This is a genomic window from Paenibacillus dendrobii, from assembly GCF_009807035.1.
In the GTDB taxonomy this organism is placed as follows: domain Bacteria; phylum Bacillota; class Bacilli; order Paenibacillales; family Paenibacillaceae; genus Paenibacillus_AQ; species Paenibacillus_AQ dendrobii.
The window spans coordinates 877,185-893,387 of record NZ_WUBI01000001.1; the positions used below are offsets into that span (position 1 = coordinate 877,185).

At 47.8% G+C, this 16,203-nt stretch carries 15 protein-coding genes; 3 read left to right on the plus strand and 12 right to left on the minus strand.

The window, feature by feature from the left end; all coding sequences use genetic code 11:
* Positions 1 to 3: 3 nt before the first annotated feature.
* The 5 genes from GRF59_RS03695 to GRF59_RS03715 form a co-directional block, all read right to left on the minus strand.
* Positions 4 to 1,038, minus strand: coding sequence for a FecCD family ABC transporter permease (locus GRF59_RS03695; protein WP_160498104.1), 1,035 nt, complete (start codon positions 1,036 to 1,038; stop codon positions 4 to 6).
* A 2-nt stretch (positions 1,039 to 1,040) separates the two neighbouring features.
* Positions 1,041 to 2,105, minus strand: a complete 1,065-nt coding sequence (locus tag GRF59_RS03700) for a FecCD family ABC transporter permease (RefSeq protein WP_160496298.1) — start codon at positions 2,103 to 2,105, stop codon at positions 1,041 to 1,043.
* A 95-nt stretch (positions 2,106 to 2,200) separates the two neighbouring features.
* Positions 2,201 to 3,205 carry an ABC transporter substrate-binding protein gene (locus tag GRF59_RS03705; RefSeq protein ID WP_237391616.1) on the minus strand — a complete coding sequence of 335 codons (1,005 nt, stop codon included), beginning with the start codon at positions 3,203 to 3,205 and terminating at the stop codon, positions 2,201 to 2,203.
* A gap of 177 nt (positions 3,206 to 3,382) precedes the next feature.
* A complete protein-coding gene (locus tag GRF59_RS03710; RefSeq protein WP_160496300.1) occupies positions 3,383 to 4,993 on the minus strand; it encodes an ABC transporter substrate-binding protein in 1,611 nt (536 codons plus the stop codon).
* A 13-nt stretch (positions 4,994 to 5,006) separates the two neighbouring features.
* Entirely contained in the window at positions 5,007 to 5,978 is a 972-nt protein-coding gene (locus tag GRF59_RS03715) for an iron-hydroxamate ABC transporter substrate-binding protein (protein ID WP_237391617.1), read from the minus strand.
* Positions 5,979 to 6,412: 434 nt separating this feature from the next.
* On the opposite strand from GRF59_RS03715, the gene GRF59_RS03720 reads away from it, so the two are divergent.
* Entirely contained in the window at positions 6,413 to 6,616 is a 204-nt protein-coding gene (locus GRF59_RS03720; protein WP_160496302.1) for a hypothetical protein, read from the plus strand.
* Positions 6,617 to 6,990: 374 nt separating this feature from the next.
* Here GRF59_RS03720 and GRF59_RS03725 read toward each other — a convergent pair whose 3' ends face one another.
* Both GRF59_RS03725 and GRF59_RS29650 read right to left on the minus strand, forming a co-directional pair.
* Positions 6,991 to 7,713 (minus strand): alpha/beta hydrolase family protein, encoded by a 723-nt coding sequence (locus GRF59_RS03725; protein ID WP_160496303.1) that lies wholly within the window; start codon positions 7,711 to 7,713, stop codon positions 6,991 to 6,993.
* 254 nt (positions 7,714 to 7,967) lie between these two features.
* Positions 7,968 to 8,072, minus strand: a complete 105-nt coding sequence (locus tag GRF59_RS29650) for a DUF6254 family protein (protein ID WP_237391618.1) — start codon at positions 8,070 to 8,072, stop codon at positions 7,968 to 7,970.
* A gap of 209 nt (positions 8,073 to 8,281) precedes the next feature.
* Here GRF59_RS29650 and GRF59_RS03730 point away from each other — a divergent pair, with 209 nt between their 5' ends.
* Positions 8,282 to 8,455 carry a hypothetical protein gene (locus tag GRF59_RS03730; RefSeq protein WP_160496304.1) on the plus strand — a complete coding sequence of 58 codons (174 nt, stop codon included), beginning with the start codon at positions 8,282 to 8,284 and terminating at the stop codon, positions 8,453 to 8,455.
* Between the two features lie 83 nt (positions 8,456 to 8,538).
* Here GRF59_RS03730 and GRF59_RS03735 read toward each other — a convergent pair whose 3' ends face one another.
* The 3 genes from GRF59_RS03735 to GRF59_RS03745 form a co-directional block, all read right to left on the minus strand.
* Positions 8,539 to 9,630: a glycosyltransferase family 8 protein gene (locus GRF59_RS03735; protein ID WP_160496305.1), complete on the minus strand. Its 1,092-nt coding sequence runs from the start codon at positions 9,628 to 9,630 to the stop codon at positions 8,539 to 8,541.
* A 105-nt stretch (positions 9,631 to 9,735) separates the two neighbouring features.
* A complete protein-coding gene (gene galU / locus GRF59_RS03740; protein ID WP_160496306.1) occupies positions 9,736 to 10,629 on the minus strand; it encodes a UTP--glucose-1-phosphate uridylyltransferase GalU in 894 nt (297 codons plus the stop codon).
* Between the two features lie 358 nt (positions 10,630 to 10,987).
* Positions 10,988 to 12,442, minus strand: a complete 1,455-nt coding sequence (locus GRF59_RS03745) for an MDR family MFS transporter (protein ID WP_160496307.1) — start codon at positions 12,440 to 12,442, stop codon at positions 10,988 to 10,990.
* Positions 12,443 to 12,772: 330 nt separating this feature from the next.
* On the opposite strand from GRF59_RS03745, the gene GRF59_RS03750 reads away from it, so the two are divergent.
* Positions 12,773 to 14,035: an FAD-binding protein gene (locus GRF59_RS03750; protein WP_160496308.1), complete on the plus strand. Its 1,263-nt coding sequence runs from the start codon at positions 12,773 to 12,775 to the stop codon at positions 14,033 to 14,035.
* A 130-nt stretch (positions 14,036 to 14,165) separates the two neighbouring features.
* On the opposite strand, the gene GRF59_RS03755 is transcribed toward GRF59_RS03750, so the two are convergent.
* The gene (locus GRF59_RS03755; RefSeq protein WP_160496309.1) at positions 14,166 to 14,552 is read right to left on the minus strand and encodes a RidA family protein; all 387 of its coding nucleotides are present in this window, start codon (positions 14,550 to 14,552) and stop codon (positions 14,166 to 14,168) included.
* Between the two features lie 163 nt (positions 14,553 to 14,715).
* Entirely contained in the window at positions 14,716 to 16,197 is a 1,482-nt protein-coding gene (gene nhaC, locus GRF59_RS29325) for a Na+/H+ antiporter NhaC (protein WP_202128482.1), read from the minus strand.
* Between the last annotated feature and the right edge of the window lie 6 nt (positions 16,198 to 16,203).

Consider the following 16,203-nt stretch of genomic DNA (forward strand, 5'->3'; position numbering starts at 1 on the left):
GCTTCAAGCCCGCGAGCGGGCGAGCAAATACAGGAAATACGGCGCACCAATAATGGCGACGATGATTCCTGCAGGGATTTCGGACGGCTGCAAAATCAAACGGCCGAGCATATCGGCAACGATGACCATAAGCGAACCGACCAATGCGGATGCTGGAAGCAGCGCTTGATGCTTCGGACCAACGAGCCGTCTGGCCACATGCGGTCCGATCAGACCGACGAATCCGATGCCTCCGCTTACCGCGACGCAGGAGCCCGCAAGCCCAACCGCGGCCGCAAGCAGGATAATCTGTTCTCTCGATACTCTCGCTCCGAGACCAGTTGCCGTTGTTTCCCCCAGATTGAGCACGTTCATCGTTCTCGCTTTGTAGAATACGAACGGAAGGAGAATGGCAATGAAGGGCAGTAAAGCGAGAACAAATTTCCAGTTGGTTCCCCAGATGCTGCCTGCCATCCAGGTGGCCACGAATTGGTATTTGTCAGGGCTTATCCGAAGCGTAAGTACGATCGTCGCGGCACTAATCCCAGCTGCAACAGCTACGCCGGTCAGCAGCAAACGCGTAGGCATCAACCCTCTATGACGCTTGTAAGATAATGAAAAAATGAGAGCTGCTGTCAACCCCGCTCCAATCCACGCAAGAACGGGAAGCATGAATACCGGTGCTGCACCGGTGGACGGGTAGAATGCCACGAACATCAGCACGACAAGTCCTGCCCCTGCATTGATGCCGAGAATACCCGGATCAGCGAGCGCGTTGCGGGACATGCCTTGCATCACGCAGCCGGAAACCGCTAGTCCGGCACCGATTAGAATCGAAATCACGATACGGGGTAATCTGAAATCGAATAAGATTAATTCTTCCTTTGCGGTTCCGCCACCGAACAAGGTTCGAAGCGTGTCTAGCGGCGACAAGCGAATAAATCCTGTATTCATGCTTGTTACAAATGCGATGGCGATAAGAAGTCCGAGCGTAATCATGACCATCATATTTTGCTTTTGCTTTTGTTTTTCTTCCGGTGACATTTTGTTTAATTGCATCATTACAGTTCTCTCCCTTCCTTACGCGAGATGTATAGGAAGAAAGGTACGCCAATGAGCGCGATCAAAGCACCGAGCGGCGTCTCATAAGGGGGATTTACCATTCTGGCGGCCAGATCCGCGAATACGACAAGCAACGCGCCCAGAATTGCAGAACACGGAATGATCCACCGATAATCAACGCCTACCAATTTACGTGTCAGATGCGGAATAATCAGCCCTACGAAGCCCACGGCTCCAACAACCGATACGGCTGCTCCCGCCAGAATTAGCACGATTAAAGTTCCAGCCAGCTTGACGGGTCCGCTGCGAAGACCGAGTCCTTTCGCCACTTCATCGCCCAAACTGAGCATGGTAATAGACCTCGATAGCATAATCGCCCCAGCCACAGCCGCAGCCACCCATGGAAACATGATTTTGAGCTGCAGCCAGCTCGTGCCGGCGACTCCTCCTGCATACCAGAATGCAAGGTCCTGGCCGATACGGAAGTATAGGGCTATGCCTTCGCTAAGTGCAGACAGCAATGCGGATAAGGCTGCGCCAGCCAGAACCAGTCTCAATGGCGTCAGTCCGCCTCTGGCCATGGAACCAATTCCAAAAACAAGACTGGCGCCAAGACCTGCTCCCAAAAAAGAAAACAATATCAAAAACATAAACGGCAGACCCGGAAAGAATGCAAAACAAAGCGCCAAGGCAAACCCAGCTCCTGCGTTCAGGCCGAGCAGACCGGAATCCGCAAGCGGATTGCGAGTCATTCCTTGCATGATCGCACCTGCGACGGCGAAGCAGACGCCTACCATCGCCCCTCCAAGAACACGCGGCAGGCGCAGCTCTTGGATAATTTGATGCTGCGTCAGATCCGGATTGTAATGAAATACGGCCGACCATACAGTCATGAACTTGATATCCGCAGCTCCGAAGGACACGGATAATGCAATGCCGAAGATCAGTGCAATCATGCCGCCGACGAGGATTAACGTCGCTGCCCATGGACGAGAACTGAGCGCGATCGTTTTAACCTCGCTATCGCGCTTAGTCAAATTAACTTCTATCTTGCTTAGACTCATATATGCCACCCTTACATTTCAGAATTTATCTCAGCCATAAAGGGCCGCTTCTAAGGAAGCGGCCCTGGATATGCTTATGTCGCTCAAGGCAATGATTAATGCTTTCCTGTCACTGCATTCACGACATCGTCAACTTCTCTGCTCTCCGCGATTGGACCTGAGGACATCCAATGCCTGGACGATACTTTAAATACGTGGTCCTCTTTCACGGCAGGGATGGATTTCCACAGCTTCAGTTCCTCAATCGCTTTGGAAGCCGACACCTCTTTTTGGAATGCATCCTCCGTATCAATCGAACCGCCATAAATCGCGAAAATGTAATCGGCCGTGATCGAAGGCAGATCCTCTAGAGACAAGTTGATTCCCCAGTCATCCTTGGTCTTCTGTTGGAGTTCAGCAATTCCTTGATATGGCAGCAATCCGAGTTCCTTATATACCAAATTGAAGCTTGGAAAGAACACTTGCAAATCTTTATCTGATGGTCGGATGTAGGCCACCGTTTTGTCTGCTCCCACCGCCTGAACGATTTGTTCTTTCGCCTTCTTCAGTTCTTCTTCATTCGCCTGAATGACTGAATGTGCTTTATCCTCCAGCCCTAAGGCTTTACCGATTTCTATGATCGAGGACTTCCAGTCGTCAGGTGCAAAAGCAATTGTAGGAGCGATTTTGCTTAACTCGTCGTATCCTTTCTGATCGATCGAATACTGCTGAACGATAATCAGGTCCGGGTTCGTCTGAAGTATAGCTTCCAGATTGGGCTTGAAATCCGCGCTGCCCGAAACCGGAATGTTCAATTTCTGTATTTCGTCATCCAGATAGTAACCTATGAAATCATAGGCGTACACCATCGGAGCTTCGAGTGATAGCATGATATCTTCAAGTCCAAATACAGCGACTCGCTTGGGATGAAGAGGAACTTCCGTTTCACCGAAGCCATGCTTGATCTTGATGGCTTGCGCTGCTTTCGGGTCCGTTTCCGATTCAGGATCGGTAGCCTGTTGGTTCGTTTGAGCGGCTGCCGCCTTCGTGGTATCTTCCGAAATTGCTTTATTCCCACAAGCGCTGACCAATGCGGCAATCAACATGAATACCAACAGCAAAGAGAATCTATTCAATGTTCTATGCCCTTTTTTCGCCTTCATACTTTTGTATACGGGCCTTTTTATGAAATGCATCGTTTCCCCTCCACCATTGATACTGATTATCATTATCGACAGTGTCATTATATATCACGCTGGACATGGATAGGAATACGAAAAAATGCCGAATATTGCGGATTATAGAGCACTAAATAACTGTTTCAACTCCTCAAGTAACAGATCATGACGATTAGCCGTGTATTCCAATATCGGTTCGGCGATCCAATCCGGACCAGAAGTATAGAAAATATGCCGGTTGCGTACAGCTTTGAGGTTCGTCCACGTCTGGGATTCAAGCAGCTGCTGCCAGAACGTCTGTGAATGTGGGTCCTTCATGACATGTATCAGCATGACGTCCGCATCGAATGTTTCCAGCCGCTCGGCTTCCACAATCTCGGTGAACTCAATCTCTTCTACTCCCTTCGCACAAGCAATATGCAGGTCATCGTAAAGAACCGTCCCCGCCCTTTTCCCCCACACAATAATTCCTTTCGGGCAAAAATTAAGGATAAGCAGGGAACCTTGCTTAAACACGGAGGGGACATGCTTTCGTTCGGCTGCAGCTTTTTTATCGTAACGTGCTAACCATCGATCCGCTTCCTCTTCCCGATCCAGGAATCGTGCCGTCAACTGCAAATGAACCCTCCAGTTTTCCTTGTACCAAGGCAGGAACAAAACGGGCGCGATCTGACGCAGCTTCTCTTTCTCCGCATCCGGAATCATTTCTTCCAACGCGATGATCTTATCCGGCTTGGCACGCCATAAAGCTTCCAGGTTAAAATCATAGTCATGACTCAAAGGTACCTTGATGTCGAAACGGTATTTCTTACGATATTCATCTGTCCATGATTGGTCGATAGGAGCCGCATAAGGGACGATTTGCAGCGTCAGCAGATGACCAATGTTCGGCCAGCTGTAGGCAGCAATTTTAATTTTACGGTTCGCGACATACATGCTGGGTGAGATACCGAATTGTTTGCTGAATTGGCTGCTAAAGTATTGAGCATCTTTGTAACCAACCTTTTCCGCGATCTGACGCAGTGCGTGACCGTCTTCCATGAGTTGCTTGGCTTGGTTCATTCGAATTTGCATCAGATAGTCCATCGCGCTTTGACCGTATCTTTCCTTAAACGTCCTCATGAAGTGATACCTGCTCATACCCGCCATTTTTGCTAAGCTGTCTACCGAGAAGGATTCCGGATAATTCAGCTCCATATATTGGCGAACATGTTCAAGAATGTTCTCATGCTGATCTCGTCGTTTGAAGAGCAAATGAAGCACATCCTGAAATCCGGCCTCGCTCGCGAATCGATCTGCCGGATCGTCAGAGGTCCAGTGATCGATTATCTTCCGGCAAAGTGTCAACAATTGTTCGGATGAGGTCACAGTTCTGCAACCTTTCATCTCAATGCGGAAACTTGGGATATTCGTTTGTTCAGGCATCGAGATGTCGTAACGCAGCAGATACAGCATCTGCTCTTCAGCCGAGGGACATTCCATTTCGACCCTTTGCCCAGGTTCGACGGCAAAGATCTTCTCGGGAGATAAAGCGTACAATATGCCGTCGATCACGATATAGCCATGGCGCCTGGCCGAAACGATCAGCATATATGCAGGGCATGCGCTGAATAACAAGCGATGACCATTGGAGCACTCCTCGATTGCCTCTGCATCTGTCAATTTGAACCGGGTTCGAAAGAGCCACTCATTCGTTAATGATTTGTGACCTGACTGTTCGGTATTGAACATGAAACTTCTCCTCCTAAGATGTAACCGACAACAGGGAATCCGTAATGAAGTTCAGTTGGGCTTCTAACGTCACCGGGTCGTTATACGTGTCACCTTTGGGATTCAATTGGAATACATGCCCATTTTTTACGGCAGGGAGCCCTTTCCATATTGCGCTATCATATACGATTTTCGGATCAGTCGTATCGCCCGACCACGGACAAGTGAATATGATGTCCCCGGAAAACTCCGGCAGCTTTTCGATAGAAATGGATGCCCAGCCCGTACCGCTGTCAATGGCAGCTTTTTGTGCTTCAGGCGGCGCTTTCAGGCCGAATTCGTCGTAGATGATTTCTCCGCCGCGTCCATAGTTATGGCCAAATACGAATAATCCTTTGGCATACGGGTTGAGGATCGATACGGTTTTATCTCCAAGAGCTGCTTGTACCTTCGGCTTCAAATCGTTGATTTTTTGATTCCACTGGTCTACCCAAGCTTTTGCCTCTTCTTCTTTTCCGGTGAGTTTGCCGAAATCGATCATCTGGTCTTTGTAGTTTTTCTTGCCGAAGTCGATGGCGACAACCGGAGCGATCTGCTCCAGCTTATCGATCCCTTCCGTCCCGCTATATGTAATAATCAAATCCGGATTCAGCTCCAGGATCTTCTCCGGTGAAGGGTCTGTCCCGATATCTTCCACGCCATCCAATTTCCCCTTGAGATACGGATTCTCAATGGCTCCTGTTGATACTCCTACAGGTTGTACACCAAGGGCCAAGAAATAGCCAGTATAGAAATCCGTCAAGTCGACGATGCGCTTCGGTTGTTTAGGAACCTTGATATCCCCGTTTCCTGCATGGAATATGACGGTCTCCGCAGACGAGGAAGTATCGGACGAGAAGGCAGCTGCCGAAGTTTCGGAAAGTTGCTCGTCTCCGGAATAACCCGCATGGCTGGCACTCTGCCCGCAAGCGCCCATTAGCATCGCTAATCCCAGAGTTAAAACCATGAGTACATAAAACCTGAATCGTTTATGCATGAACATCAACTCCTATGCTTTTTTAATGAGAATGAGAATCGTTATCAATATAGCATGGGATGAGCATGCAATCAACAAATTTATGAAATAAGTTAACTATTGCCTATGCCAACACATTTATCACATCTTCGATTTTTTTTGCTGTGGGAGATGATTCCGTAATTCATCCATGTATAGAAGTCCACTTCATATACGCAGCCTCTCTTCACCGCCCGAAGCGAGTGCCATAACGGGGAGCTAAGAATTGCCCTTTCGTCTCCTGCGTAGACGGAGTGTCGTCTGTCGAATTCGATGAACAAATGGTCTGCATCCAATTGTTCCAGTGCTTCCATCGTCAGGATTATCTTTCTCTCCCCCCTCTTTAATTGCTGAACTAGAGAAGGCGGCGTTAAACCCAAATCACGGTGCCGCGACAGTTTTCAGATTTCCGGCGGATCTTACAGGATTTTCTTCGGCAGCCGATAGGTTGGGGCGATTTTGGAATACATTTCGTATTGGGCCGCATCGACGGCTCCGTCCACGATAATCAGGTCGGGGCTGCGCTCCGGATGGACAGGAATGGCTACTTCTCCGAACTCATCGACAACGATTCGAGTCGTTTCGGATGATGCGGCTTTGCTTGCGTTTCCATGCAGTGGTCAATCTTCGTGAAATTTCCATAAAGTACTTCTCTCCCCTATGCGTGAATAATCGAAATCCAATCTAAATCATGATAATGATTATCAATATCATTTTGTTCATTCCTATTGTATATTTCATTCACTCAAATCCGCAATACACATATTCGGCATAATTTTTATACAAACTTAAGAGATTATGAATTGCAAAAGTTTGTGCGCTGCTCCATTTTGCGCGCAAAAAGACTTCTTTCGTTCGTTGAAAGAAGTCTGATAGTGAAATTGTATTTATATGCTCTACAAAAGCCTATACCCGGCGAATACCATCCCTCTCCATTAAGAATGACAGGTTATCTGGAATCTATTCATCCGTTTCCCGGGTATAGTTCATGGATTTTGGCGACAAGGTCTTCTGCATTAGTATGAAAAACCTGGTTCGAATCCGTCCAAGCGGATTTCAAAAAATACGAAGCATGAAATCGCCAACCCTCATGAGCCGGATTAAAATGCACTGTAATTTCACGTCCCGGCCTTCCACGGTATACTCTGGAGCCAGGCCTGCGCCAGCTGCCCATTTGCGTGACCCTGTCCGGATTTTGGCCGGTAATATATGTAAATCTATCATTGTATGGAATATCTTTCAGATGAAACTTTGGACATCCTACGGCAAATACCTGAACTGTCCGAAAATCGTATTCCTTCTCCATCTTAAGCCCGACCCGATAGGCAATCACGCCACCGGCGCTGTGACCGATAAGGATGAGTTGATCCGCATCTGCCCTCTGCTCTCGGATCAATTGCGCCACGTTAGTTACCCGCCGGGATCGTTCATGTGTCAGGTCATAGCCTACTTGGGAAAACTGCCTCGCCACAAAACGGATTAAGGAGGAACGATGAGTCCCGTCTGCCATCCCATAGGGAAAGATCATCAAGATTTTGGCATTTCGGTATCTTTTGGAAATCTCATAAGCAGCGGCTTCAAAATTATTCCGATACGTCAGTATACCGGCAATAAAACAAACCACCGTGCGGCAATGAACTGTACATGTACTGCTGGAGGATATGAAGGTCTCTATCTTGTTTTTCATGGCCCCTCCTTGTTTTGCTTCTTGTCGAATTTTAATCTTGCAGTTCCTTGAACTCGTTATGAAGAGATGACTTCATGCATCATTACTTCGTCATCTTTCTTATATAGATTAATTGATTCTGCACGTCTTTTCAAATGATGTTTCTTTACTTAATGATACCTCCTTTGAGGTAACGTAAAAGATTATTGCAAAGAAAGAAGACTGCCGGCACATTTCTCCGGGCAGCCTTTCTCTGTAGTAGTATGCTCCTCTTCCTATTCGCTGGACAATTCCTTAAGCGACTTGATTTTACCATGGGGATGCTGTTCCTGCTTTCGTGACTTCCAGGCAGCTTCTTTCCTTCTTTTCTGGTGAGTCATAACAGATATCCTCCTCTGGAAAATGAGATGTATACCACTTCTTTAGGTTGTCATTCACGGGCTCTGTTCATTCATGAATCCCCGTTCAACGTTTCGACGCTGATGCGCTAATTCTGCTTCCTTATCACTCGGTCCCTTGTGTATAGACACTGGGCGAAAGTTGCATTCTAAACATGAATAGATCAAATAACAGGAGGTGCTTAAGCCAAATGGAGAAGGAAAAGAACGCATTCCAACCAGAAAAAGATCGGAATCAGACTGCAAAAACCAATACCGTCAAAAGTTCGGAAGAAAAAGATACCGAATTAGCCGAAGAACTCAGCAGCGGTGATTTCCGTTCAGCATTCAAAAACCCGGTAACCGGAGAAGAACGTCTCTATTAAGAATCCAGCCCGGACAAGCACCTCTTCCTTATCGAAAGGTATGGATATATAATGAAGCGCTCCGCATTTGAGCAGGTAGAATTTTATTTTATGAAAATGGATGGAGCAGCATTCCGCTGACTCTTGAACCGGAATGTTGTTTGGACGGATGATCTCTTCTTCTTGGCGGGCGGAGCACTATTTTTTAGGGGGTTACTTCGCGTTTTGTGAGTGCTAGTCGTCCATGGCGAGCGGGGTCTTTTCGTACTTTTCTTCATTTTTGACCTTCTAATTTTTCTTATCAGGCTTGGATCTCTGCGAGTAAGACGCCGGGTTCTTCTCTTCAGAAGAAGAAGCCGCCCTTTGCGACTCATTTTTCTCTTACCATTCCTGTTCTTCAAGGGATTCACCTGAGGAGTCCTCCAAGGGGTGAGGTTGAGGTTTTCCTGGTACAGCGCAAAGCCTGGAGAAAGCGGATCCCAGCATTTGATATCCCCGGCAAAATGGACTATTTTTTGATTCAATTCTTGATCCGCGCCATTGATGTAGAACGAATTATAGCGCCCATCCAGCAGGAGGCAATTCCCCCCATATACATGATTTAATATATCCTGATCCGGCATGGTTGTACTTGGAAAACTCCGTAGAAAGTTCACCATCTCTTCAATCCAGTTTATATGTTGGCGGATATTATTCAACTCGAATACAATAACCCCGGAATTAAAATACGTATCCGGATTTAGCCCATGCATCCTGACGATGTCAGCCACGCCCATAACGCCTTGATCATGAATCGCTGCCAAATAGCAGCCGTTCAGCTCGGTCTCCCAAAGTTCAGTCAAATCCATATTCACCAGGATATCGCAATCCAGATAGATCACTTTATTTGACGGAATTAAGGCAGGAAGCAGTAAGCGGTACATACTCCCCGACGTCCATTTGTCGATTGAGGCTACACCCGTTAAAGCTACAGCCATTTCAGCAGGCAAGGCAACCGGATAAAAATTAATCGTATGGTTAAAGACTGCTGCCAACTGTGCAAGCCTGTTCTTGTTTTCTTCGGTGAGGGTTTCGTCATGCAGAATATGGACGTTTATCGGGGAACTCGTGTTTCGGAAAGCCGTTGTCAGAACTACGGCGGCGTGCTCTGCGTAGCTTCCATCCTTATCATTAAAAGCTAATGCCAATTCAATCATTCGGTCAATCACCTCTCTACAATTGTTTGGATGATGCAGATCCCAAAAACCATACTCGGCCGTACCGATCGCAATGCGTCATGCTCCGTGCTGGATCAGGGATGGCTATGAATCTGAAATTGGGCGATCTTTATTATTTTCCAGGATCTCCGCGACTTCGTTTTGAAGGTTGTGTTTTAGATTCTCGCGTTGTCCCGTCATGGCCAGAATCGCCTTTACATAACCCAGCGGATCACCCACGTCATGCCAACGTCCATTAATTTCACAGGTATATACCGCTTCCTTGGCCAACAATTGGTTTATAGCGTCTGTAAGCTGGATTTCTCCCCCGACGCCCGGCGTTTGATGCTCCAGAATATCAAAAATGGATGGAGTTAAAATATAACGGCCTACCATGGCTAGCTGGGAAGGGGACGACTCAACCGAGGGTTTCTCGACGAGCCTATTTACGTATGAGAACGAATCAATTAATGGTTTAGCATCAACGATTCCATAGCTGGACACCGCATCTGCTGCGACAGTTTGCACCCCCAAAATCGATGTTTGAAGCCTCTCATATCCATTGATCAGCTGTTTTAATGCTGGAGGCTCTGCTTCGAAAAATGTGTCTCCCAGCAGTACAGCAAAGGGCTCTTCACCGATAAATTTCCGGCCGACGCTAATGGCATGCCCCAGTCCTTTGCGCTCGGATTGGCGGATATAATGAATGTTTGCCATACCGGTAAATTCTCTAACCTTGCGAAGCTCCTCGAATTTCCCCTTTTGCTCTAGGTAATATTCGAGTTCCAAGGCTGAATCAAAATGATCCTCAATGACCTTCTTCCCTTTGCCGGTGACGATCAAAATTTCCTCGATTCCGGAACCTGCGGCTTCTTCGATAATAAATTGAATGGTGGGTTTGTCGATAATCGGAAGCATTTCCTTCGGCATTGCTTTGGTCGCTGGAAGAAACCGCGTTCCGTAACCTGCAGCCGGAATGATCGCTTTACGTATCTTCAAGCGGTCCTCCTCCTTTAGAGCAAATTTCACATGATGTCATCATATGCTGAAAGTCACTCTGAAAAGTGGACATCTATCTAATCTGCCAAAAATAATCTACAAAATGTCCATTCCATAAAGCCGCCTATCAAGATCAAATATTCTGAAGAAGTTCTGGTAAAAAAGCATCCGCAGAATTTACTGTCCGAAACTGCTCTTTCATGGGCATCGGCGTTTCAATAACGATATAACTTATTCATTCAAAAAGAAAAGCGTGGTTGGCGGGCTCCCCGACAATCACGCTTTCACTTACTGCTTTTATGAATGCATTTCTATTAACTATTTTAATAACTATGATTTATGCAATTTATTAAATCGATTACTCCGCAGCCGGACCTTTGATCCGCTTGAAGAATAAAGCGAGAATCAGAGCAGCGATCGAGAAGAAGAATCCAATCGTAAAGGCATTGTGGACCCCTGCCACCATGGCCTGGGCCATCTGTCCCGGTGAACCCGGATCGGATGAACCTTTCAGGAAGCTGCTTTGGCCCGAAGACATCACGCTAATGAAGAAGGCTACACCGATCGCCCCCGCCACCTGCTGGAGTGTATTCAAGATTGCCGTACCATGCGGATAATAACGTGCTGGCAGCTGATTCATCCCGTTCGTTTGAGCCGGCATCATGATCATCGAAATGGAAACCATCATGCAAATATGCAAAATCAGCAGTTCGACTTTGGTTGTCTCGACGGTAATCCGTGTGAAGAACCACATGATGATCACCAGAAAAGCAGTCCCGGGTATAATCAGCGCCCGCGGTCCAAACTTGTCAAACAGTTTCCCCGTAATAGGTGAGATCAGCCCGTTCAAGACGCTTCCCGGCAGCATGAGCAGACCTGATGCAAATACTGTCATCCCCAGAGCCCCTTGGAAGAGGAACGGAAGCAATGACATGGTGGAGAACAGCGTCATCATCATGATGATCAACATGAACGCTGTCAATGTAAACATCGGAAATTTAAACGATTTCAGATCCATGAGCGGATCACGGAGTCTCAGCTGACGGATTGTAAACAGCAGCAGCGCCAATGCTCCGACAAGGATCGTACCGTATACTTCAGGATGTGACCATTTTCCCTCACCCGAGCTGCTGAAGCCGTATACGATGCCGCCGAATCCGATCGTTGACAGAATAATCGACAGGACATCCACTTTGGGTTTGGTAGGCTGGGAAACATTTTTCAAATAAATGAAGGCCACAACGATGGAAATAATCGCGAAAGGCAATACGAGATAGAACAGCCATCTCCACTCCAAAGAGTCCAGAATCAGTCCGGACAGTGTGGGTCCGATCGCCGGGGCGAACATGATGACAAGACCAATGGTGCCCATTGCTGCTCCCCGCTTTTCCGGCGGATAGAGAACGAGGATTGTGTTCATCATGACCGGCAGCATTAGCCCGCTTCCCGCGGCCTGGAGCAGACGTCCTACCAGTAAAATGGAGAATTGAGGCGCGAATGCGCATACGATCGTTCCAAGCGTGAAGATGATCATGGCACCCAGGAACATTTGCCTCGTCGTAAACCATTGTACAAGAAGCGCCGATGCGGGAACCAGTACGCCAACGACGAGCATATAGCCTGTTGCCAGCCACTGCAGTGTTGAAGCAGACACTTTCAATTCAATCATTAACTCAGGAAAAGCGATATTCAGAAGCGTCTCATTTAATATCGAGAAAAATGCCCCCAATATCAATGAGATCAAGATGGGCAGCTTTTTCACGTTATTGATGTCTATCGATGTGGCAGCAGCTGCGGCACCTGAAGTATTCATATGTAATTCTCCCTCCTAATTTACGTTATTTCTATAGATATTTGGCATCAGCTAGTTTATTTTACCATAAGACAACCTAGTTGACTTCTTCTATATTGCTTATTTTTAAAATATCGTTTCTTAAAAAACGTAATGATATTCGATTCAAACGTGCGGCTTCCCTTATATTGGACATAAATGCTTAAACGAGTAAGCTAACAGGGAAGAATACCTGTCCCTTAGTCTACCGGGAAAATGAATCATATTTAACGATACTAGGGTTGCAACTCTAGTTCTGTCCCTGCTAGCATGTATATATATGGATATTGAAATGGAAGGGGAGCGAAGCAGATGGAACAGAATCGCAACTGGGCAGGCAACTACAAATACAGCGCCTCAGAGCTTCATATTCCAGAGACCACGGAGCAAGTGAGTGAGATCGTGACCCGGAGCCGTCAGATCAAAGTGTTAGGCACCCGGCATTCATTCAATGGGATCGCAGACTGTTCGGAAATTCAGCTCTCATTGGAAAAGTTGAACCGAGTGATCAATCTGGATCGTGAGAACCATAGAGTAACGGTTGAAGGCGGAATTCGCTACGGGGATCTGTGCCGCTATTTGGACAAGCAAGGCTATGCGCTTCATAATCTGGCTTCGCTGCCGCATATAACCGTCGCAGGCGCATGCGCAACCGCAACGCATGGCTCTGGCGTTCGGAACGGTAATTTGGCTACAGCGGTCCATTCCCTAGAGATCGTGGGGGCCGACGGAGACGTTATGCAATTCTCAAGAGATCATGGAGACGGTGTCAACGGGACGGCTGTCGGGCTGGGAGGTCTGGGCGTTGTCACGAAGATTACGCTCGATATCATTCCAGCATTTGAGGTGAGTCAGTACGTGTATGAAAATCTTCCTTTGAAGAAGCTGGAAGATCATTTCGATGAAATCACCTCCGCCGCATACAGCGTCAGCTTATTTACGGACTGGAAGGAATCCCGCTTTAACCAAGTCTGGCTGAAGCATCGTACGGCGGACGGCGCCCCCCACTGGATGGGACCGGAATTTTTCGGCGCGGTGAGAGCAACGGGGAATGTTCACCCCGTACCTGGTTATACTGCGGAGAACTGCAGTGAACAGATGGGCATTCCGGGTCCTTGGTTCGAGCGGCTTCCACACTTCAGGATGGAGTTCACCCCAAGTGCCGGAGAGGAACTGCAAAGCGAGTATTTCGTGCCTCGGCAGTTCGCCTACCAAGCCTTATGCGCAATCGACCATCTCCGGGAGCATATTTCCCCGCTTCTCTTTGTCTCCGAGGTTCGAACGATTGCGGAGGATGAACTATGGATGAGTCCTTGCTACAAACAGGATTCGGTTGCGATACATTTCACGTGGAAGCCCTACTGGCACGACGTACAGCAGGTGCTGCCGATGATCGAAGAGCGCCTTTCGCCCTTTGCTGCCATCCCGCATTGGGCCAAGCTGTTTACGATGCAGCCCCCCCGTCTGCAATCGCTTTACGAGCGGCTGCCCGATTTCCGTAAACTTCTCCTTCGCTACGATCCGGAGGGCAAGTTTAGGAACCCCTTTTTGAATGATTATCTTATGGCGGACTGACCGCGTCCATTTCTCTCAAGTCGGTGAAGAACTATGGTGTCGTTTCAGATTACTGACTGATGAATTCATTCCTATTTAATCCACAAACAACCCCTTGGCTATCCAAGGGGTTGTCTGTCATCTTTTATTCTTACGCTTTAACGGCGATCACTTCGATCTCCACAAGTCCGCCCTTGGGCAGCTTGGCTACCTGTACCGCGCTGCGAGCCGGATAAGGCTCCGCAAAAAAGCTTGCGTATACTTCATTCACCTTCTGGAAATCGTTCATATCCTGCAAAAAAACCGTCGTTTTAATAATTTGATTCATGCTGAAACCCGCAGACTCCAGAATCGCTTTCACATTGAGCAGTGAGCGCTGTGTCTGTTCTTCCACCGAATCCGGAAACACACCAGCAGGGTCCATTCCCAACTGTCCGGAAGTGATCAGCATATTTCCGATCTGTACCGCTTGGGAATAAGGTCCGATCGCTCCAGGAGCTTCGGTTGTTGCTATTGTTTGTCTCTCTTGTGGTGTCATGGTGTCTCTCTCCTTGTTTCGCGTTAGGATTAACGCTTCTAGTTATTTATTGTCATTGCAAATATCCGGTCAGCTACCCGAATATTTGCAAAAACCTGCTTGACCAATAATCGTTAGCTTTAATTAGCTTGCGCTGCTTTTGTACCTGCGGCCGGCTTCTGGCTCATTTCGTCTTCGCCTGGCCCGTCATACTCTTGAGCATTTCCTTCTGCTGCTCCGGTGAGAGCTTGGCAATCCCGAATCCAGTGAAGCCCCAGATCGTGGCGAAAATAATTCCCGTCCAGCACAGCATCGCCCATGGCAAATATGCGAGCGTAGCGACGCCTAGTGTACCTGCCATATATGCCCCTGCTGCTGTCCATGGCAGAATCGGCTCGGTTATCGCAGCGGAGTCTTCGACCGTACGTCCGAGATTCTTCGGATGCAGTCCCCGGCGGATATATGCCTCTCGAAGCATTTCACCCGGCATCAGAATCGATACTTGTCCATTGCTGGTGACCCCAATCATCGTTAAACCGGTTACAATCGTGGCCACGATCATGGAGCCTGTTGAATGTACGTGTTTGAGGATTTTATTCACGATCAACTCAAGCGACTTCGTAAGCGAAATCGTGCCCGCAAAGGTGATGGCGCTGAAACAGATCAAGAGCGTACCCATCATGGAGTTCATTCCGCCGCGGTTCAGAAGCTTCGGTACATCCGGAATGACGGCAGCAGGATCAAATCCTTTTACGTGAACCATCGCAATGTCGAATCCATTTAATACAGAAGTTACAACATCATGCAAAGAGAAGCCTTGGAATATCATGGCGTTAGCCATCGCAAAAACTGAAGATAACAACATGACCGGCAAAGTTGGCTTTTTACGGATTGAGCCGTATAACACGATGAGTATCGGAACAATGAGCAGCAAATTCCAATGGTAGATCGTACCCAGTGTATCCATGATGGTTCCCACTTTTTCCGGAACTCCAACCCCGGATGTATGCGTATTCAGACCAGTAATCACATAGACGATCCCAGCTACAATAAAAGAAGGTATAGTCGTATATAGCAGATGTCCGATATGCTCGTATAGATTCACTCCCGTGGACAGCGCCGCGATGTTCGTCGTATCCGACAGTGGCGAGAGTTTGTCGCCGAAATACGCGCCTGCTACGACTGCGCCCGCAACGGCCGCCAAGTTCGCATCCAGTCCGGCACCGACGCCCATGAAAGCGACCCCGATCGTGCCCGCTGATCCCCAGGACGTACCCGTACATACGGATACGACGGAGGTCACCAAAAATGCGGTAATTAACAAAAACTGAGGATTAATAATTTTGAGCCCGTAATAAATCATCATCGGGATCGTACCGCCTACCATCCATGCACCGATCATGAATCCCACAGTAATCAATATCAGAATCGCAGGCATCGTTTTGGCGATTTTTTGGGCGATAGAATTCAGTATATCGTCGTAGCTGTGTCCGAGTTTGACCGCAATGAGCGCGGCAACAACCGTTGAAGCGATAATAAGAGGTTCGGGCGGCAGCTCGAACATCACGTATCCTAAGCACAGAAGAACGACCATCGTAATAATTGGAAGTAAAGCCAAAAACAGTGTCGGTTCCTTGATGTGTTTTCCCTTGTTTGGCTCAGTCATCGTTGT